Below are 19595 nucleotides of genomic sequence, written 5' to 3' on the forward strand. Positions count from 1 at the left end.
CACGATGAGCGACCCCCACCCCTCCCTGCCCCTGACCGCCGGGCAGCGCGGCCTGTGGTTCCGGCTGCAGCTCGCGCCCGGTTACCGCGGATACAACCAGCGCTATCCCTGGCTGCTTCAAGGAGAACTCGACCTCGAAGCGGTCCGCCTGGCGGTGACCGGGGTGGTGGCCAGGCACGACGCGTTGAGGACCCGGTTCGTGCTCGAAGGCGACGACCCGATGCGGATCGTCGAGCCGCCGGCCCCCGTCCCGGTCCCCCTCGTCGAGCTTTCCGGCGGACCGGAACCCGTGACGGAGGCGCTGGACCGGTACGTCGACGCCGAGGGCGTCACCCCGTTCGACCTGACGGCGGGACCGCCACTGCGGGTCTCGTTGCTTCGGCTGGCCGAAGACCGGCACGTCCTGCTGCTGTCGGTGCACCACCTGGTCTTCGACGGCAGGTCGGCCGGGGTCTTCCGGCGTGAGTTCGCCGAACTGTACGAGGCGTCGGCGCAAGGCCGGGAAGCCCGCCTCCCCGGACCCGACCGGTCCGGGACGAGCGAGGACGGGGCCGGATCCGCCGGGCAGCTGGACTATTGGCGTGACCGGCTCGGCGGCCTGGAACCGCTCGCCCTGCGTGGCGATCGGCCACGGCCCGCCGTAAGGTCCGGCGCGGGGGCCATCGCGCGGGTCTCCCTCGGCGCCGAGGACGCCCGGCTGCTGCGCAAGCTGGGTGGACCGCACCGGGCGACCCTGTTCATGACCGGGCTGACGGCGTTCCAGATCCTGCTGTCGCGCTTCACCGGACAGCGTGATCTCTCGGTCGGCGTGGCCAGCGCGGGTGGCGCCGGGCCCGCCTCGCCGATCGGGTTCTCCGTCAACACCCTGGTGATCCGCGCGGATCTGACCGGCGAGCCCGATTTCGGGACGCTTCTGGAACGGACCCGCGACCGGGTGCTGGAAGCCTTCGCCCACGGCGACATCCCGTTCGAAGAGGTCGTCCGCGAACTGCGCCCCGAACTGGATCCGGGCCGGACCCCGCTGTTCCAAGCCATGTTCGGCGTCGAAAGGCGCGCGAACGACTCGATGGCCGGGGTCGGGATCGGCTCTTACCCCCTGCGGACACAGGGGGTGAACACCGATCTCGCGGTCTCGCTCGTCCATCGCGACGGCGGGCTCGACATCGAAGTCACCTACGACACCGAACTGTTCGAACCAGGCTGGGCGAGCCGGTTCGCCGACAGCTACCGGAACCTGCTTTCGGCGCTGGTGTCGGCAGGCACCTCGGCCGGCATCGAGGATCTGCCGGTGCTCGCCGGGCCGCGGCACGCGCCCCCGGACGGCCCGGCCTCGTCCCCTCCCGAACCGGTGACGGCCTCGTTCGACCGCTGGGTGACCCGGACTCCCGGCGCACCGGCCGTCGTATGCGGTCCGGTGACCCTCACCTACGCCGAGCTCGACCGGCGCGCGCGCCTGCTCGCCGGGAAACTGCGCGCGCTCGGGGCCGGACCCGGCACCCGCGTCGGGGTGTCCGTCTCCCGGTCACCCGGGCTGATCGTCGGTCTGCTGGCCGTTCTGCGCACGGGCGGGACGTATGTGCCGCTGGACCCGGCCCATCCGGTGTCCCGGACCCGATGGACCCTGGACGACGCCGGGGTGCGCCTTGTCGTCGAGGACGGCCACGGGGCGACGGAGCGTTTCGCCGGTGTCGCGCGGGTTTCTCCCACGGTCTCGGACGACGCCCCCGATTTCGCGAGTCCGGCGGAGCCGAGCCGGGCACCCGCCTACCTGATCTACACCTCCGGTTCCAGCGGAACCCCGAAGGGCGTGGAAGTCGACAGGGACGCTCTCGCCGTCCACCTCCGTGCGGCAGCCGCCGCTTTCGCCGTGGGGCAGGGCGATCGGATCGCCCAGATCGCCAACTGCGCTTTCGACGTGTCCCTCGAACAGATCCTCGTCCCGCTGGTTTCCGGAGCGGCCTGCGTGATGATCGCCGATCCCCGCGCGGCGGACGAGACCGCCGCCGAACTCCTCCGCACCCGCCCGACGGTGCTCAACGTGACCCCGTCCTACGCCGACACACTCCTGGCCGAACTGGCCGTGCTGGACGGCACCGGCTGGGAGCCCCGGCTTCTCGTGCTCGGAGCGGAAGCCCTGACCGGAGGTCAGCTCACCGGCTGGCGGGCCCGCTTCCCCTCGGCCCGGGTGGTCAACGCGTACGGCCCGACCGAGGGCGTGGTCACCGCCACCGCGTTCACCGTGCCCGCCGACTGGCCGGACCACGGTGTGCCGATCGGCACGCCACTGGACGGGCGTGCCGCCCACGTCCTCGACGACCGCCTGCGCCCGGTGCCCCCGGGCGCGACCGGTGAGCTCTACCTCGGCGGCGACGCGCTGGCCCGCGGGTACTCCCGGCGCGCGGCGCACACCGCCGAGCGGTTCGTCGCCGCGCCCGGTGGCCGCCGCTGGTATCGCACCGGCGACCTGGTCCGGCTTCGGGAGAGCGGCGACCTGGAGTTCCTCGGCCGCGCGGACGAGCAGGTCAAGATCCGGGGCCACCGCGTCGAACCCGCCGAGATCGAGTCCGCGCTGGCGGCGCATCCGGACGCCGGCGCGGTGGTGGTCACCGTCCGGGACGGGCGGCTCGTCGCCCATTTCACCGGCGGCGCCGAGTCGTTGCGGGAATTCGCCCGCTCGGTCCTGCCCGCCCACCTGGTTCCGGCGTTCTTCGTCCCGGTCGACCGGCTGCCCCTGACGCCCAACGGCAAGGTCGACCGCGCCGCGCTTCCCGGTCCCGCACCGGAACCCGCCCGCGCTCACCGGCCGCCCGCGACCGCCACCGAACAGACCGTCGCGAAGGTCTGGCAGGACCTACTGGCCGTGCCACAGGTGGGCCGCGACGACGACTTCTTCGCCCTGGGCGGGCATTCCCTCACCGCGGGTCGGATGATCGCGCGCCTGCGGGCCGAACTCGGGACCTCGGTGGGTATGGCCGCGCTGTTCCGGCACCGGACCCTCACCGAGTTCGCCGCGGCGACCGAGGGGGCCGCCTCCCGGCGACCGGTCACCGGTCCGGACACCGAGCTTCTCTCGGCGAACGAACGACGGCTGCTGCTGGCCCACGAACTCGATCCCGACAGCGCCGAGTACGTCATCACCCTCGCGTACACAGTGGACGGACCGCTGGACGAGAACGCGCTTCGGCGAGCCCTCACCGCACTGGTCGGACGGCATCCCGCCCTGCGCACCCGCTACCGGATCGGCGCCGGGGAACCGGTCCGGCTGATCGCCCCGCCCGGCCCGGCCGAGTTACGCGTCCTCGACCCGCCCCACGCCGGGCCGGAGGCGTTCCTCGCCGCCGAGGCGGCGGCCCCGATCGACGTGGAGACCGGTCCGCCGGTGCGGTTTTCCCTGATGCGCAACGGTTCCGCGCCCTCGATCTTCGTCGTCGCGGTGCATCACATCGTGTTCGACGGCTGGTCCGCCCAGGTCTTCCTGAACGACCTCGCCGAGGCGTACGCCGGGCGTGACCGCGCGGGCGACGCGGCGCGGGTCGCCGACTTCGCGTCCTGGCAGCGGCAAGTCCTGCTCCCGGCCGAAGCGACGCGGCTGCGCCGGTTCTGGGCGGATCGGCTACAGGGCGTCGGCCCGCTCGTGCTCCCGACGGATCGCCCACGTCCTCCGCTGCGCTCCACCGCGGGCGCGGTGTGGCGGTTCACCGTCCCCGCTTCCCTGCGCTCGACAGTGGAGGAGACCGCCGCCGCGCGGGGGATCACGCCGTTCGTGCTCGGCCTGGCCGCCTGGCAGGTCACGCTGGCCAGACTCGGCGGGCGGCACGATTTCGCCGTCGGCACGGTCTCGGCCAACCGCGAACGGCCCGAATTCGACGGTCTGATCGGCTGCCTGGTCAACACCGTGGCCATCCGCGCCGATCTCGCCGACTCACCGGAAGACCTGCTCCGCCGCACCAGAGACCAGGTCGTCGACGCGCTTTCCGGCCAGGATCTCCCGTTCGACGAGGTCGTCCGCGCGGTGGGCGGACGACGGGACCCGGGCAGGCATCCGCTGTACCAGACGATGTTCACCCTGGAGCACCGGCCGGCGCCGCCCCGGCTGGGGGACGCGACCCTGCGCCGGGTGCCGCCGCCGTACGCGGCGGCCAAGGAAGACATCACCCTTTCGCTCGTCTTCGACGAGGGCACCGCCGGGATCGCGGCCGCGCTGACCTACGCGACGAGCCTCTTCGACGAAGCCAGCGTCGCGCGGATGGCCGAAGGCTTCGTGCGTGCGCTGGAAGACATCACCGGCGGTGTCGACCTCGAACTCGGCCGCTCCGCTCCCGCCGTCAGGGTGTCCACCGAGACACCGCGCCGGACCGGCCGGGCACCCCGGACCCGGATGGAACGGGCCTTGGCCGGGATCTGGGCGGAAATCCTCGGCCACCCCGAGGTCGGGATCGACGAGAACTTCTTCGACCTCGGCGGCGATTCGCTGCTGGCAGGCAAGATCGCCGCCCGCGCCCGCGGCGAACTCGGGGCGGGGCTGCGGCTGCGCGACCTGTTCGAATACCCCACCGTCGCCGCGGTCGCCGCGCGGATCGCCGACATACCGAAGCCGGCGGCCGGGCCGAAGCCTTCCCCCGCCGTCGAGCGCCGCCGCGAACTGTCTTCGGGCGAGCGGCGGCTGTGGCTGGCTCAGAGCTTGGATCCGGGCAGCCTCGAATACACCGTGCCACTGGTGTACCGGCTGCCCGCCGAGGTCGACGTCGCCGCCTTGAGCGGCGCGCTTACCGAGATCGTGCGTCGGCACGAGATCCTGCGCACGCGGTACGCGGTCGACGGAGAGGAGCCCGTCGCGCTCGTGGATCCGCCCACGCCCGTGACCGTCGAAGTGCTGGACGTCGGTCGTCTCGACGACGCCGTCGAGGCCGAGCTGCGCCGTCCGTTCGACCTCGCGGCCCGGCCACCGCTGCGGATCCGCGTCCTGCGTTCCCCGGACGGCGGGCGGCGGCTCGTCGTCTCGATGCACCACATCGCGGTCGATGGCTGGTCGGTGGCGGTGTTCCTGCGAGAACTGGCCCTGTTCACCGCGGGCGGGAAAGCACCGGAACCGGCCCGCCGGTTCGCCGATCACGTCCGCTGGGAACGGTCCGCCCTCGAAGCCGGTCTCCTGGCCGGATCCGAGGAGTTCTGGCGCACCGAGCTGGCCGGTGTGGAACCACTCGCCCTGCCCACCGATTACCCCCGGCCCGCGTCGCGTTCGGCGAACGGGGACGTCGTGCGGTTCACGATCCCCGCCGGGCTGCGCGAGCGGGCCGAGGCGCTCAGCCGCCGCCATGGCGTCACGCTGTTCATGACCGGTCTGGCGGCGTTCCACGTCCTGCTGTCGCGGTGGAGCGGTCAGCACGACGTCACCGCGGCGATCACGGGAGCCCATCGCGATCACGCCGAATACGCCGACGTGATGGGCTACTTCGCCACCACCGTGGTCATCCGGGCCGACCTGGGCGAGGATCCGCCCTTCTCGGCGCTCCTGGCACACACCCGCGAACGGGTCCTCACCGCGCTGGGCCACCAGGCACTCCCGTTCGACCGCGTGGTCCGCGCTGTCGCCCCACCCCGTGATCCGAGCCGGACCCCGCTCTACCAAGCCATGTTCGCGCTGGAAACGGGGACGACGGAACTGCGGCTCGGTGGGGCCACCGCGGTGCGACTACCGCTGAAGACGTTGTCCGCCAAGGAAGACCTCGGGCTCACGCTCGCCGAAGACACCACGACCGGCGACCTCGTCGGGCATCTGGTCTACGCCACCGACCTGTTCGACCGGGCGACGGCGGCCCGGCTGGCGGAAAGCTACGCCGTACTCCTCGCCGGAGCCGTCACCGCACCGGACACCCCGGTCCGCGACCTTCCCGTGCTCTCCGACGGCGAATGGGCGCGAGTGACCGGGCTGCGCGCCCCGGCGCCGGAGTCCCCGCCATCGGTCCACCTCGCGTTCGAGCGGCAGGTCCTGAAGACACCGGACCGGGCGGCGGTCCGGTTCGACGGCGTGGACACCGGTTACGCCGAGCTGAACCGGCGCGCCAACCGCCTCGCCCACCGGCTCCGCGCCGCGGGCGCCGGTCCGGAGGTCACCGTCGCCGTCTGCCTCCCCCGGTCCGCGGACACCGTCGCCGCCCTGCTCGCCGTACTGAAGTCGGGCGGCACCTACCTCCCGCTCGACCCGGCGTACCCCGACGAGCGGTTGCGCTGGACACTGACCGACACCGCGGCCGCCGTGCTGGTCTGCACCGGCGAGGTCGCCGCGCGGTTCGACGGGCTGGGCCTGTCCGTCGTGCGCACGGACGTCCTCGACGACGTCGCTCCCGACGGGAACCCGGAACCCCGGGGAGGACCCCGCGACGCCGCCTACGTGATCCACACCTCCGGCTCGACCGGGACCCCCAAAGGCGTGGTGGTCGAGCACCGTTCCCTCGCCGCGCACTGCCAGGCCGCACGGGAGCTCTACGACCTCGACGGCGACCGGGTCCTGCAGCTGGCCTCGACCAGTTTCGACGCGTCGCTGGAACAGATCCTGCCCGCGCTGACCTCGGGGTCGACCGTGGTGCTGCGCGGGGACGGCGTGCTCGGCGCGGCCGAACTGGCCACCGCGCTCGCCGACGGCGGGATCACGGTGTGCGAGCTGACCCCGGCCTACTGGGAGGATTTGGTGACCGTGCTCGCCGACGGGATCCACCCGGCTCCCCCGGCGTTGCGGCTGCTCGTGCTCGGCGGCGACACCGTGCCCGCCGGGACGCTGCGCCGCTGGCTCGCGGCCACGGACGTCCCGGTGGTCAACACCTACGGCCCGACCGAATCCACCATCACCGCGACGGCCTTCACCGCGCACCGCGACTGGACCGGCGAGCGGGTACCGATCGGCGTGCCGTTCCCCGGCCGCGAGGTTCACCTGCTCGACGCGCGGCTCGCCCCGGTTCCCGGTGGGGTCGTCGGGGAGATGTACCTGGGCGGTGCCGGAGTGGCCCGGGGCTATCTGGGCCGTCCCTCTCTCACCGCGCGACGGTTCGTCGCCGATCCGTTCGGGCCGCCCGGTTCCCGGCTGTACCGCACCGGTGACCTGGCCCGGCTCGGACCGGACGGCACGCTGGAGTTCCACGGCCGGGCCGACCGGCAGGTCAAGATCCGCGGGTTCCGGATCGAACCCGGCGAGATCGAGTCGGCCCTCACCGCGCACCCCGCGGTGCGCGCGGCCGCGGTGATCGCCCGCGAAGACGTGCTGGGAGACCGGAAACTGACCGCGTACCTGACCGGGGAACCCGTCGGCACCGCCGACCTGCGCCGTTTCCTGACTTCGAGGCTGCCCGGGCACCTGGTCCCGTCGGCCTTCGTCCCGTTGGCGGAACTGCCCCTGACCACCAACGGGAAGCTCGACGAAACCCGCTTGCCCGCACCCGCCGACCACTTCACGCCACCGGAAGTCGTCCCCGAGACACCCACCGAACAGGCCGTGGCCAGGATCTTCGCGGAGGTACTCGGTGTCCCCGACGTGGGCGCGCTGGACGACTTCTTCGGCCTGGGCGGGCATTCGCTGGCGGCGAACCGCGTGTGTGCCCGTGCCCACGCGGCGTTCGGCATCGAGCTCCCGCTGCCTTCGGTGTTCCGGCATCCGACGGTTCGCGACCTGGCCACCGTGGTGGAGGAGCTGGTGTGGGCACGGGTGCGGGACATGACCGACGAGGAGATCGCCCAGGCGGTAGCCACGCACTCCGAGACCAAGGACCGGTGACACGATGACGGATTCCGACGCGACCGAGCTGCGGGCCCGCCTCGCCGGAATGCTCCTCGGTGGCAACTCCCCCGGCCGGGTTTCCCCGGTGCGGCAGGCCGGACCGCTGCGCGCGACCCCGGCCCAGACCGGGTTGTGGTTCCACGACGAGCTGTTCGGCGGCAGCGCGGCCTATACCGTTCCCCTCGCCCTGCACGTTCCGGGACCGCTGTCGCCGGCTCGCGTCCGTGCTGCCACGGACGCGCTCGTCGCCCGGCACGACGCCCTGCGCACCCGGTTCGCCTACCGCGACGGTGAAGTGTGGCAGGACGTGCGTCCGGATCCGGCCGCTTCCGTCGCGGTGCACGAGGTGAGCGGGCTGCGGGCCGCCGGAGACCTGATCCGCGACCTGGTCGCCGAGCCGCTCGACCTCGCCGAAGGGCCGCTGTTCGAGACCGCCGTCCTCCGGCTCGCCGACGGCGGGCACGTCCTCGTGTTCCGTGTCCACCACGCCGTGTTCGACGGCTGGTCCGCGAACATCCTGCTCCGCGAGTTCACCGAGCTGTACCACCGGCGGTCGCTCCCGCCGGCCACACTCCGGTTCGCCGATTTCGCGCATCGGCAGCACGCGCTGATCGAAGGTCCGGAAGGCGAACGGCGGCTGAGGTTCTGGAAACAGGAACTGGACGGAGTTCCGGCGCTTGACCTGCCCGCCGACCGGCCCCGGTCCACCGAGCGTTCGGACCGGGGCGCGCTGGCCGCCTTCACGATCGAACCCGCGGTGGCCGACGCCCTCGGCACGCTCGCCCGAGCGCACGGCTGCACCCTGTTCATGGCCGGGATGGCCGCCTTCCAGGTGCTGCTCGGCCGCTTCTGCGGGCAGGACGACGTCGTGGTGGGCACCGCGACGGCCAACCGCCCCGGAACCGGTTACGAGGACGTCATCGGGTTCTTCGCCAACACGGTCTTGATTCGCGGGGATCTCTCCGGGGAACCGGATTTCGCCGGTCTTCTCGGCCGCACTCGCGAGCGGTGCCTTGCCGCCTTCGAGCACCAGGACCTGCCCTTCGAACACCTGGCTCGGGAGTTGCGGCCAGGCCGGGATCCCTTGTGCCAGGCGGTGTTCAACCTCGACGCCGAGGTTCCGCCGCCGAGCCCGGAGTTCGACGGGGTCCCGGCCGAACCGCTGGGTTTCACCACGGACACGGCCAAGTTCGACCTCGTGCTGAGCCTCTCCCGCGAACGGTCCGGCGGGTTCAGAGGGTCGCTGGAGTACTCGACCGACCTGTTCGACCGGGAGACCGCCGCCAGGATGGCCCGCGGGTACGCCGAACTGCTCGGCCGGATCGCGCGGGACGCGACGGCGCCGATCGGTTCGCTGCCGGTGCTGCCCGCCGCCGAGGAGAAGCTGCTGGCGGCCGGTTTCGACGGCGGACCGGATCCGGCCGGATCGCTCGTGCACACCGTGTTCCGGGAGCGGATGCCGGAGGACGCGGACGCGGTCGCCGTCGTCTGCGGGGACGAGGAACTGACCTATCGCGACCTCGACCTCCGGGCGAACCGGCTCGCGAACCGGCTGCTGGCGCTGGGGGTCCGCCGGGGTGACCGGGTCGCGATCGGACTGCCCCGGTCGGTGGACCTGGCGGTCGCCGCGCTCGGCGTCCTGCGGGCCGGCGCCGCCTACGTCCCGCTCGATCTGGCGCATCCCGAGGCGAGACTGCGTTTCGCACTGTCCGATGTGGACGCGAGGGTGCTGGTCACCCGGAGCGGGACCGCGACCGGGGAACTGCTCGCCGGCCGGGCGACGGTGGAGATACGGCTGGACGACGACACGACGGCGGAGTATCCCGCACACGATCCCGGTGTGCCGCTGAAGCCCGAAGACCTGGCGTATGTGATCCACACGTCCGGCTCCACCGGCGTGCCCAAGGGTGTCGGCGTCACGCACGCCAACGTGACCACCCTGATCGAGGCCAACCGTGAGACATTGCCCAGTTCGCCCGCCGACGTCTGGGCGTGTGCGCATTCGTTCGCCTTCGACTTCTCCGTCTGGGAACTATGGGGCGCGCTGCTCTCCGGCGGTCGAGTGGTCATCGCCCCGGCCGAAACGGTGCGCGCTCCCGAGGCGTTCGCGGACCTGATCGTCCGCACCGGGGTCACCGTGCTCAGCCAGACTCCCACGGCCTTCGGCCATCTCGGCCCGGCGCTCTCGGCCCGCCAGGCGGAACTGCGCCTGCGCCGGGTGGTGTTCGGCGGCGAAGCGCTCGCGCCGTCCGAACTGGCGGACTGGACCGATCGTCCGGGCCTCGGCCAGGTCGAACTGGTCAACATGTACGGGATCACCGAGACCACCGTGCACGTGACCCTGCACCGGCTCACCGCGGCGGATCTGCCGGTACCGGTCAGTCCCGTTGGCGGGCCGTTCCCTGGCCGCCGGATCCATGTCCTCGACGAGCGGCTGCGGCCGGTCCCGCCTGGTGTGCGGGGCGAGCTGTACATCGCGGGAGCGGGCCTGGCCCGCGGTTACCTCGGCCGCCCGGCTCTGACGGCGGCGCGGTTCGTCGCCGATCCGTTCGGTCCGCCCGGTTCCCGGCTGTACCGCAGCGGGGACCTGGCGCGGAGGCGCGCGGACGGCACGCTCGAGTACCTGGGGCGCTCCGATCAGCAGGTCAAGATCCGCGGGTTCCGGGTGGAGCCGGGCGAGGTGGAGAGCGCGCTCGCCCGGATCGACGGCGTCCGCGCGGCGGTCGTGACCGCCCGGCCCGACGGGTACGGCACCCATCGCCTGATCGCCTACCTCACCGGTGACCGTCGTCCCGTCGGCGAGACGCGGGCCCGGCTCCGGAAGGACCTGCCCGACCATCTGGTGCCCTCGATGTTCGTCTGGCTCGACGAGTTCCCGCTGACCGCCAACGGAAAGGTCGACCACGCCCGGCTGCCCGAGCCGGACCGCGCCCACCCGGACCCCACGGGCACGGGACCGGCCCCGCGGACCCCGGCCGAGCGGCGGGTGGCGGCCGTGTTCGCCGAGGTGCTGGGCGTCGGCCGGGTCGGCGCCGACGACGACTTCTTCGACCTGGGCGGTGATTCGATCCTGGCGCTGCGGGTGGCCGGGCGCGCCGCGGAGGAGGGCCTGCGGATCAGCGTGCACGACCTGTTCCGGCACCGGACGGTCGCCGCGCTGGCCGGGGCCGCGCCGACGGCGGACGGGCCGCGTCCGGAGGTGACCCCGTTCAGCCTGCTGACACCCGAGGATCGCCGGCGTCTGCCCGAGGGGCTGGCCGACGCCTATCCGCAGACGATGATGCAGCGCGCCATCCTCTACGAGATGACCGCGAGGCCCGGACGGACGCCGTATCACAACGTCACCGGTTTCCTGGTGGACCATTTCACGCCGTTCTCCCGCGACGCGCTGGACCGGGCTGTGGCGGAACTGGTGGCCCGCCACGAAATCCTGCGGACGTCACTGGCGCCGGGCGGATTCGGCGAACCGCTCGCGCTGGTGCATCCGCGCGGCGCGCACCGGCCGCACGTGGTGGATCTTCGTGCGCTCCCCGAAGAGCAGCGCGAAGCCGCGTACACCGAGTTCTTCCGGCAGGAGAGCGTCACCCCGCTCGATCTGGACCGGCCGCCGTTGCTGCGCCTGGCCGTGCACCGCATGACCGACCGGTGGGCCCGGCTGACCGTCACCGACAACCACGCGATCATCGACGGCTGGAGCCTGACCTCCCTGCTGGCCGACCTGCGGGAGCTTTACGACGCCGGGGTCACCGGCAGGACGGTGCCCGAGTTCCGGCCGCCGCCACCGTTCGCCGAGTACGTCGCGCTCGAAGCGCGGGCCAAGAAGTCCTTCGAGGCGCGGGAATATTGGGCCGGTCAGGCGCGGACGCTCACCCCCGCGACCCTGCCGAAGCCCGACCCCGAACCCGGGGACGACCAAGGCGTCCACGAGATCGAGCTGTCGCTGGAGGAGCTGACCGAACGCCTGCGCGCCGCCGCCGCGGCCGCCGGGGTACCGCTCAAGACGGTGATGATCGCGGCGCACCTGCGCGCTCTTCAGATCCTCTCGGGTACCACGGCGGTATCGACCGGGCTGACCTGCAACGGCCGCCCCGAGCTGCCGGGCGCCGAGCGGATGCGCGGACTGTTCCTGACCCTCGCGCCGTTCGGCGTCACCGAAACGCCCGCGACCTGGCGCGAGTTCCTGCGCGCGGTGTTCGCGAAGGAACGCGACATCCAGCCGTACCGCCGCTACCCGACCGCGTCGATGGCCAGGGACCGGGGCCATCGGGTCATCACCACACTGGTCAACTACGTCAGCTTCCACAACATCGGCGCGGAGGTCTCCGACGACATGCGGGAGGTCGCCTATACCGACCTGCCGCTGGCCGTCACCTTCCACCCCCGGCTGATGACGCTCCAGGCCGACAAGGCGCTCCTCTCCCCGGCTCAGGCCGAAGCCGTGGCCAGGCTCCATCTGACCGTGCTGACGGCCATCGCCGACGGCGGCCCCGGGCCGTTCGGTTCGGCGTTCCTCGGCGAAGACGACGTGCAGCCGCTGACCGGCCCCGCCACTCTCCCTCGGGAAACCACCCTGCACGAGGCCTTCCGTGCGCAGGCCCGTCGGACACCCGACCGTGTCGCGATCGCGCCCGCGCTGTCCTACGCCGAATTGGACCGTCGATCCGATGCCGTGGCGGCGGATCTCGCCGGGCGCGGCGTCCGGCCCGGTGTCCCGGTGGGAGTGTTCGTCCCGGAACCGGCGGAGCGGGCGGTCGCCTGGCTCGGGGTGCTGAAGGCGGGCGCGGCCGTGGTCCCGCTCGCGGGCGCCTCGTTGCCCGCCGGATGCGAGGCACGGGCGGTGGTGTCCACCGTCGCCGAAGCGTCCTTCGGCCCGGTTCCCGTCCATCCTTTGACGGACGGGGCGTCGGCGGCACCGTTCACCGTGGTCACGGGGGACCTCGCCGTCGGAGCGCACTCGCATCGGGCGGTCCTCAGCCGCGTCGCCCCTACGGCGAAGGTGAGCTTGAACCTCGGGCCGAACGACGACGTGGACGCGTTCTGGGGACCGTTGCTGGGCGGCGGCCGGTTCGTGCCCGGGCCCGCTACCCCGCCCGACGCCGGACAGACGCGAGCGTCGATCGCGCGGCACCGGGTCAGGCGGCTGACCCTCACGGCCACCCTGGGCGCCCGGCTGCTCGACGAAGACCCGCATTGTCTGTCCGAAGTGGACGAACTGTGGGTGAGCGGGGAACTGCCGCCGTGGTGCCTGGACGTCCTCCCGGACGGGATCACCGTCGTCACCGGGTACGGCAGTCCCGAAGCCGGGCATTTCGCCGCTCGTAAAGAGAACCCGGGTGCAGCGGGATACCGGCCGGCGCCGGGGGTACGGATCACCGTGCTCGACGGGCAGGGCCTTCCGGCACCCGCCGGGGTCACCGGTGAGATCCATCTGGCCGATCATCCCGGCGGACGCCCGGTCCGCACCGGCGATCTCGGCTGGATCGACGGGAACCGCACACTCCGCGTCCTCGGTCCCGTGGGGCACCAGGTCCGCGTGCGGGGCGTCCGGGCCGACACCGCCCGGATCCGGACTGTCCTGTGCCGCCACCCGCAAGTGCGCGACGCGCTGGTGATGCCGGTCGAGGGGCGCCTGACCGCCTACTTGACCGGTTCCCGCGCCGATCTGCGGCAGTTCGCCGCCGAACATCTGCCCGGGTCCCTCGTGCCCGAGGCGTGGACCTGGCTCGATGCCTTCCCGCTGTCTTCCGGCGGGCTCGTCGACGTCGGCGGGCTTCCCCTGCCGGAACCCGATCGGAAGGAGACCCGGCCGCGTGTCGCCGCCGCGTCGGCGACCGAGAGCACGCTCGCCACGATCTGGGCGGAGGTGCTGGATCTGGACGAAGTGGGGGTCACCGACGACTTCTTCGAGCTCGGCGGCGACTCGATGACCCTGCTGGACATGCGCTCGGCGGCCCAGCACGCCGGCATCGTCCTGACCGTCCCGATGGTGCTGGAGCATCCGACGATCAGGGGCCTGGTGACCGCGCTCTCGGCAGCCACGCCGTCGAGCCCATCGGCGTCGGCGAACCTGATCCGGCTGCGTGCGGGCGGCCCCCGCGCGCCGCTCTACCTGGTGCATCCCACCGGCGGCAGTGTCCGCTGGTACGTCAAGCTGGCGGCGCTGATCGACGAGGACCGCCCGGTGCTCGCGTTCCAGGCACCCGGGTCCGACGGCGCGGGTGAAACGCCGGAAACCGTGGAGGCGCTGGCGAAATCCTACGTCGCCGACCTCCTCGCCACCGGACAGGAGGAGCCGTTCACCTTGTGCGGCTGGTCCTTCGGCGCGGTGCTCATCCACGAGATGGCCCGGCAGCTGCACGCGGCGGGACGCCGGGTCGATCCGCCGCTGTTGCTGGACCCGCCGATGCCGACCGCCGCCGAGGCGAGCCGGGTCACCGAGCAGGCCGGTCTTCTCCGCGAGGCCGAAGAACTGGTGGCGACGCTCCCCCACGGCCGCTCCCCGGGACGCGACCGGCAGCTGGCCCGGATCCTGGACCTGCTCCGGCGTTCCCAGGCGATGGGGGTCACCACCGAATCGGTGGAGGGACTGCCGCTGCGGATGTGGCGGGCCCTGCTCCAGGCGCTGGCGGATCACCGGCACGGTCACTACGACGGTCCCGCCGTCCTGGTGCTGGCCCGCGAACGGACCGATTCCGGCCACGCCGACCAGGTCGCGCTGTGGACGGGACTCACCACCGGGCTGACCGTGCACACCGTCGACGGCGGTCACATGGACATCGTGGACTCGTCGGCGCCGGAAGTGGCCGCGATCATCCGTGCGGCCACGGCCGAGCGACCGCGGTGAGGTGGCCGGTACGCGCGTTGCTGCTGGCGGGAGGGATCTCCGCCTTCGGCTCGCAGATGAGCATGCTGGCGCTGCCGTGGTTCGTGCTGGAGCAGACCGGCTCGGCCGGACGGGCCGGCCTGGTCTTCGCCGCGCAGATCCTGCCCACCGCGCTGCTCGGCCTGCTTGGCGGCGAGGTCGTGCAGCGGTTCGGGCCCCGCCGGGTGATGGTGTGCTGCGACGCGGCGCGGGCGCCGGTGATCGCGCTGGTGCCGGTGCTGCACGCCGCGCAAGTGCTCAGCTTCGGCCTGCTTCTCGGGATCGTGGTGGTGCTCGGCGTGTTCACCATCCCCTATCTCGCCGCGCAACGGCTGCTGGGCACGGAACTGACGCACGACGACGCCGTGGCGGTCACCAAGGTCAACAGCGTGCTCGAAGGAACGGTGAACCTGGCGGCGTTCGCCGGTCCCGCGGTGGCCGGACTGCTGCTGACCACTTTGTCACCCGGGCAGGTGCTGCTCGCCGACGCGGCCACCTACGCGGTGTCCGCCCTGCTCCTGTCGGCTGTGCCCGCCGTCGGCTCGGCTCGGGGAACCGTCGAAGCCCCGCGCGGGTTGCTGGCCGGGCTGGGATATCTGCGCGGGGACCGGTTCCTGGGCATGGCTGCCCTGTCGAGCGTGCTCTACGGCCTGCTGTTCCGGATGCTCTGGATCGCTCTGCCGTTACTGGCTTTCCGGCGCTTCGACGGCGACCCGGCGGTCGGCGGTCTGCTCGTCGCCTGCTCCGGGGCCGGTGCTGTGCTCGGTTCGATCACCGCCTACGCCGTGGCGTCGCGCTTCCCGCCCCGGCTGCTCGCCGCCGGCGCGGCGGTCGTGATCGCCCTGCCGCTATGGGTACTGGTCACCGGCGCCACGCTGCCCTGGCTGCTGGCCGCGCTCGCGCTGTCCGCGGCGGCGGTGCCCGTGCTGAACGCGCCCTACTTCACCCTGCTGACCACCCGTGTCCCCCCGGTGTGGCGACCGAAAGTGCTCCAGGCCGTCATCACCGTCAACGCCCTCGGCGGGCCCGCCGGGTTCCTCCTCGCGGGGTTCCTCATCGACCGTGCCGGGCTCGACCCGGTGCTGTACCTCGTCGCCATGGTGGCGACCTTCGCCAGCGCCGTCTTCGTCACCGCGGCCTGGCGAGCCGGCCCCACCCCCGACACCGGAAAGGCAGTACCGATGAACGAGAACGCACCGACCGTGGAACGGACACGCGCCGAGACGGCCGCGGTCATCCTGGAGTTGTACCGAGCGGCCCTCGACAACGACGCGCTCACCGCCGACAGTGATTTCTTCGAAGCCGACGGGGACTCCATGGCGGCGTTCGAGCTGACCGTCGGCGTGCTCCGGGAGCTGGGCGTCGACCTGTCCGTGGGCGCGGTGTTCACCCATCCCTCGCCCAGCCTGCTGACCGACGCGGTGCTCGCCGTCGCCGCCGGGCGGGCGTGATGAGCGCGCTGGTCCCGATCGGGAGCCGGTGGTCGCTCTGGCCGCAGCTGGTGTTGCGCGGCGCCGGCTTCCCGGCGGCGGGCGTGCTCCGGCTCGCCCCCGAAGGGCTGGCCGCGGCGGCGGACGCGATCGCCGCGGAAGCACCGGACAGCACGCGGCGCGCGGCCTTCGAGGACGCCTATCGTCAGGCGGCGGTCGACACCGCGTTCGTCCTGCGGGAGATCGCCGCGGACGATCGCTTCCGGGCCGCGATCACCTGGCAGAACCAGTCCGTCGTGGACGGAACGCTCATGCCCTTCCTCGCCTGGACCCCGACCGTCGCGAGCCGGACGAACATGCCGCGCAAGCGCGAGGAGCTGGTCGCCCGCTACTGGCAGAGGTTCTGCGTCAAGAACGACACGATCGGATTCTTCGGGCCGGTGGGCTGGGGACGATTCGATCCGGCGCTGACCGGGATCCGGTTCGCCACCGCGCCGGAGCTGATCGAAAGCTCCGAGGTGTTCCTGTCGAGCTGGGCGATCGACTCGCTGGCCAAGACACTCGACCGGAAACCGGGCATCCGCCGCTGGCTGGCGCCGCGCCGGGTGCCGTTCGTCCGGCTCGACGACGGACAGGTCCGCGTACCGGGCAGGCCACCGGTCCCGATCGGCCCGGAGCAGGAAAAGATCTTCGCGCTGTGCGACGGCGTCCTCACCGCGGACGAGATCGGCCACCGTACCGGCGTCGAGGGCACGGCCCGGATCCTGGAACGGATGTGCGACGACCGCTGGCTGACCTGGCGGCTGGAGGTGCCGGCCGGACCTCGTCCGGAAAGGGCGCTGCGAGCGCTGCTGGACCGGATCGGCGAGGACCGGTTGCGCCGCGAGTGCCTGGAAACGCTCAAGCTGCTGGAATCCCGGCTCGATGAAGTCCGTGCCGCGGCGGACGCCGATTCGCTGGGCACCACGTTGTCCGCGCTCGGCGACGACTTCACCGGTTTGACCGACGTTGCCTCCCTGCGGGAGAAGGGCGCGCGGGTCGCGCCGTGCCGGGCGGTGGCCTACGCCGACGCCCGCCGGGGAGACCGGGTCGTGCTCGGCACGCGGGTGGCCGAGGGACTCGCACCGCTGGAACTCTTCCTGACCAGCGCGAGATGGATGGCCACCGAACTGGCCCGGCGCACTTCGGATCGCGCCAAGGCCATCCTGGCCGGGCTCGGCCCCGGACCGGTCGACCTGGCCTCCTTCTGGTTCGCGTGCATGCCGTTGCTGCACGGGGACGCCCCGGCCGACGCCGCGGACATCCAAGCGGAGTTCCGGCGCCGGTGGTCCTCGCTCCTGCCGGCCGAGGGCAGCCGGACGACCCTGTCGGCCGATTCACTGCGGCCCCGGGTGGAAGAGCTGTTCCCGGTGCCGCCGGGCACTCCCGGTTGGGCGGCTTCGCGGTACGTCAGCCCGGACGTGCTGCTGCTGGCGGACGGCGAGGAAGCCGTCGCACGCGGGGACTTCCAGATCGTGCTGGGCGAGCTGCACACCGCGATCAACACGATGGGCGCGTCGGTGTTCCTGACCCAGCACCCCGACGTCGCCGAACTGCTGGACCTGACCACCGGCGACTTCCCTGGCCCGAGACTGCTTCCCTTGCTGGCCAAAGAGAATCACACCCGGTTGTCCGCCAGGACCCGCCAGTCGCTGGTGCGGGAACTGGACTATCAGGTCGCGCTGCTCGACCACACCGCCGACCCGGCGCGACCGCGGGTCGTGCTCAGCGCGGACGCGCTGGTCTCCGAACGCGCCGGACGGGTCATGGTCCGGTTGCCCGACGGCCGGGAGTTCGATGTCCTGGAGGTGTTCTCCCAGGCGCTGACCCGGCTGGTGATGGACGCGTTCCAGCCCGTCCCCGACCTGCCGCACACCCCGCGGATCACGGTGGACCGCCTGGTCGTCGCACGGGAGACCTGGCGGCCACGGGCGGATGAGCTCGCCTTCGCCCAGTCGAAGACCGAGTCCGAGCGGTTCCTCGGTGCGCGGGAATGGGCACGGCACAACCGGTTGCCCCGCTTCGTCTTCGCCGTTTCACCGACCGAGCCACGGCCGCTCTACGTCGACTTCGACAGTCCGGTCTACGTCCAGATCCTGGCGAAGGCCATCCGTCGACTGACCAGAAAGGACCCGGACGCGACCCTGGTCCTCACCGAAATGCTGCCCACCCCCGAACAGACCTGGCTGACGGACGGCCAGGGCGACACCTACACCGCCGAACTCCGCCTCGTCGCCGTGGATCAGCTGGCCTGAGCCGCAGTACCGGAGTGTGCCGTCGGAGCGCAACTCCGCGTCCAGGTCGTCGGTGGTCGGACCCCAGTAGCCGAAGTCCGGTGACCGGCCGGCCCGGTAACGGGCGGCGTCCAACCGCAGTGAGTGGACGAACTGCGGCACGTACGCCATGTTGTCGAACGGAGTCGCGATCGCACCGTCCAGCCACAACGTGCAGACACGCAACCGATCGCCGCCAGGGTCGGCCGGTCCGATCTCCAGTGCGATACGTGACCGGTCGCCGACCAGGATTTCCGTCACGCACCAACGAGAAACGTCGAAGTCGAGGGCCGCGGCAACCGCGTCCAGGGTCGCAGCGGTCGCGACCTCGTCGAGGGCGATCGGCTCAGGCAACCCGCCGAATCCCAGCTGTTCCAGGGTGGCGCGCAGATTCGGATAGTCGGGCACTCGATCGGGATAGGTCGTGTACACGCCGACATTGCGCAGGGACGGCACATGCGGTTTCTCCGGACCGGCCAGCCGGACGCCGGCCAGGAACACCCCCGCGGCCCGGTGATGAGGCGCGACATAGTCGGCAGGCCCCAGCTCCACCGCGAAACTCGCCCGGTCGCCGTAGACCCCTGCGACCGCGTGCCGAACGCACCGAGCACCTCATCGGCAACGGCACGCCAAGCAGCCGGATCGTCTCCGGCGATCTGCGCGGACCTGCCGTCGGCCGTGAGGTCGGGTGGTTGTCCGGCCAGTCCGAGCAGACTTTCGCCGCTGCGGTGACGCACCAGCGGATCCGGGTCCGACATTCCCCGGTGTAACGCGGCCAACGAACGCGGGATGATCGGCAACTCCCGCAGCGCTTCGGCCGCCGCCACCCGATCGTCCCGCTCGCCGAGGCTCTCCAGCATCGTGGCCACTTCGGACACGTACTCGTCGTCGCCGGTCGCCTCCCACAGCGCTCGCGCGATCCGTACCCGGGCCACTCCCCGAGCCGTGGGAAGAGCCGCCTGGAGGGAGGTGGTCCTGTCCAGGCGGAATTCGCTTGTGCCGTCCACTCGGTGAGGTTATTGAGGGGTAAGGCAAAGGTGTCCTGGTGGGGTGCCGGGTGATCAGCGGGGTGAAGGGTGCTTTCCGCTCGTGTGATGAGGGGAAAGTCCCCTTCGCCTCGGGTCTTGCGGTCCTCGTGGGTGGCGAAGTCCCGGAAGCGTTGCGAAAGCCACTTTCGCGACCTTCAGCGTTGCGAAAGTGGCTTTCGCAACACCCGAGGTCGA

The 19595-nt window shown here is 72.1% G+C and carries 4 protein-coding genes; all 4 read left to right on the forward strand.

Features of this window, described 5'->3' with window-relative positions:
• Positions 1–4 precede the first annotated feature (4 nt).
• From CFP71_RS18995 to CFP71_RS19010, 4 genes are read left to right on the forward strand one after another with little or no spacing between them, the layout of a single operon-like run.
• Complete coding sequence (locus CFP71_RS18995) at positions 5–7765, forward strand: non-ribosomal peptide synthetase (RefSeq protein WP_093935207.1); 7761 nt, start codon at positions 5–7, stop codon at positions 7763–7765.
• Between the two features lie 4 nt (positions 7766–7769).
• Positions 7770–14612 (forward strand): non-ribosomal peptide synthetase, encoded by a 6843-nt coding sequence (locus CFP71_RS19000; RefSeq protein ID WP_093935208.1) that lies wholly within the window; start codon positions 7770–7772, stop codon positions 14610–14612.
• A complete protein-coding gene (locus CFP71_RS19005; RefSeq protein ID WP_143267116.1) occupies positions 14609–16081 on the forward strand; it encodes an MFS transporter in 1473 nt (490 codons plus the stop codon). Before CFP71_RS19000 ends, CFP71_RS19005 begins: the two co-directional genes overlap by 4 nt.
• The gene (locus CFP71_RS19010) at positions 16081–18354 is read left to right on the forward strand and encodes a lantibiotic dehydratase (RefSeq protein WP_167406183.1); all 2274 of its coding nucleotides are present in this window, start codon (positions 16081–16083) and stop codon (positions 18352–18354) included. The genes CFP71_RS19005 and CFP71_RS19010 overlap by 1 nt, the downstream gene beginning before the upstream one ends.
• Positions 18355–19595: the final 1241 nt, after the last annotated feature.

The organism is Amycolatopsis thailandensis (assembly GCF_002234405.1).
Taxonomy (GTDB): Bacteria; Actinomycetota; Actinomycetes; order Mycobacteriales; family Pseudonocardiaceae; genus Amycolatopsis; species Amycolatopsis thailandensis.

Bases quoted from the DNA above. Each gene is read 5' to 3' on its own strand.
- CFP71_RS18995 (WP_093935207.1), top strand. From the start codon at position 5: ATGAGCGACCCCCACCCCTCCCTGCCCCTGACCGCCGGGCAGCGCGGC.
- CFP71_RS19000 (WP_093935208.1), top strand. From the start codon at position 7,770: ATGACGGATTCCGACGCGACCGAGCTGCGGGCCCGCCTCGCCGGAATG.
- CFP71_RS19010 (WP_167406183.1), top strand. From the start codon at position 16,081: ATGAGCGCGCTGGTCCCGATCGGGAGCCGGTGGTCGCTCTGGCCGCAG.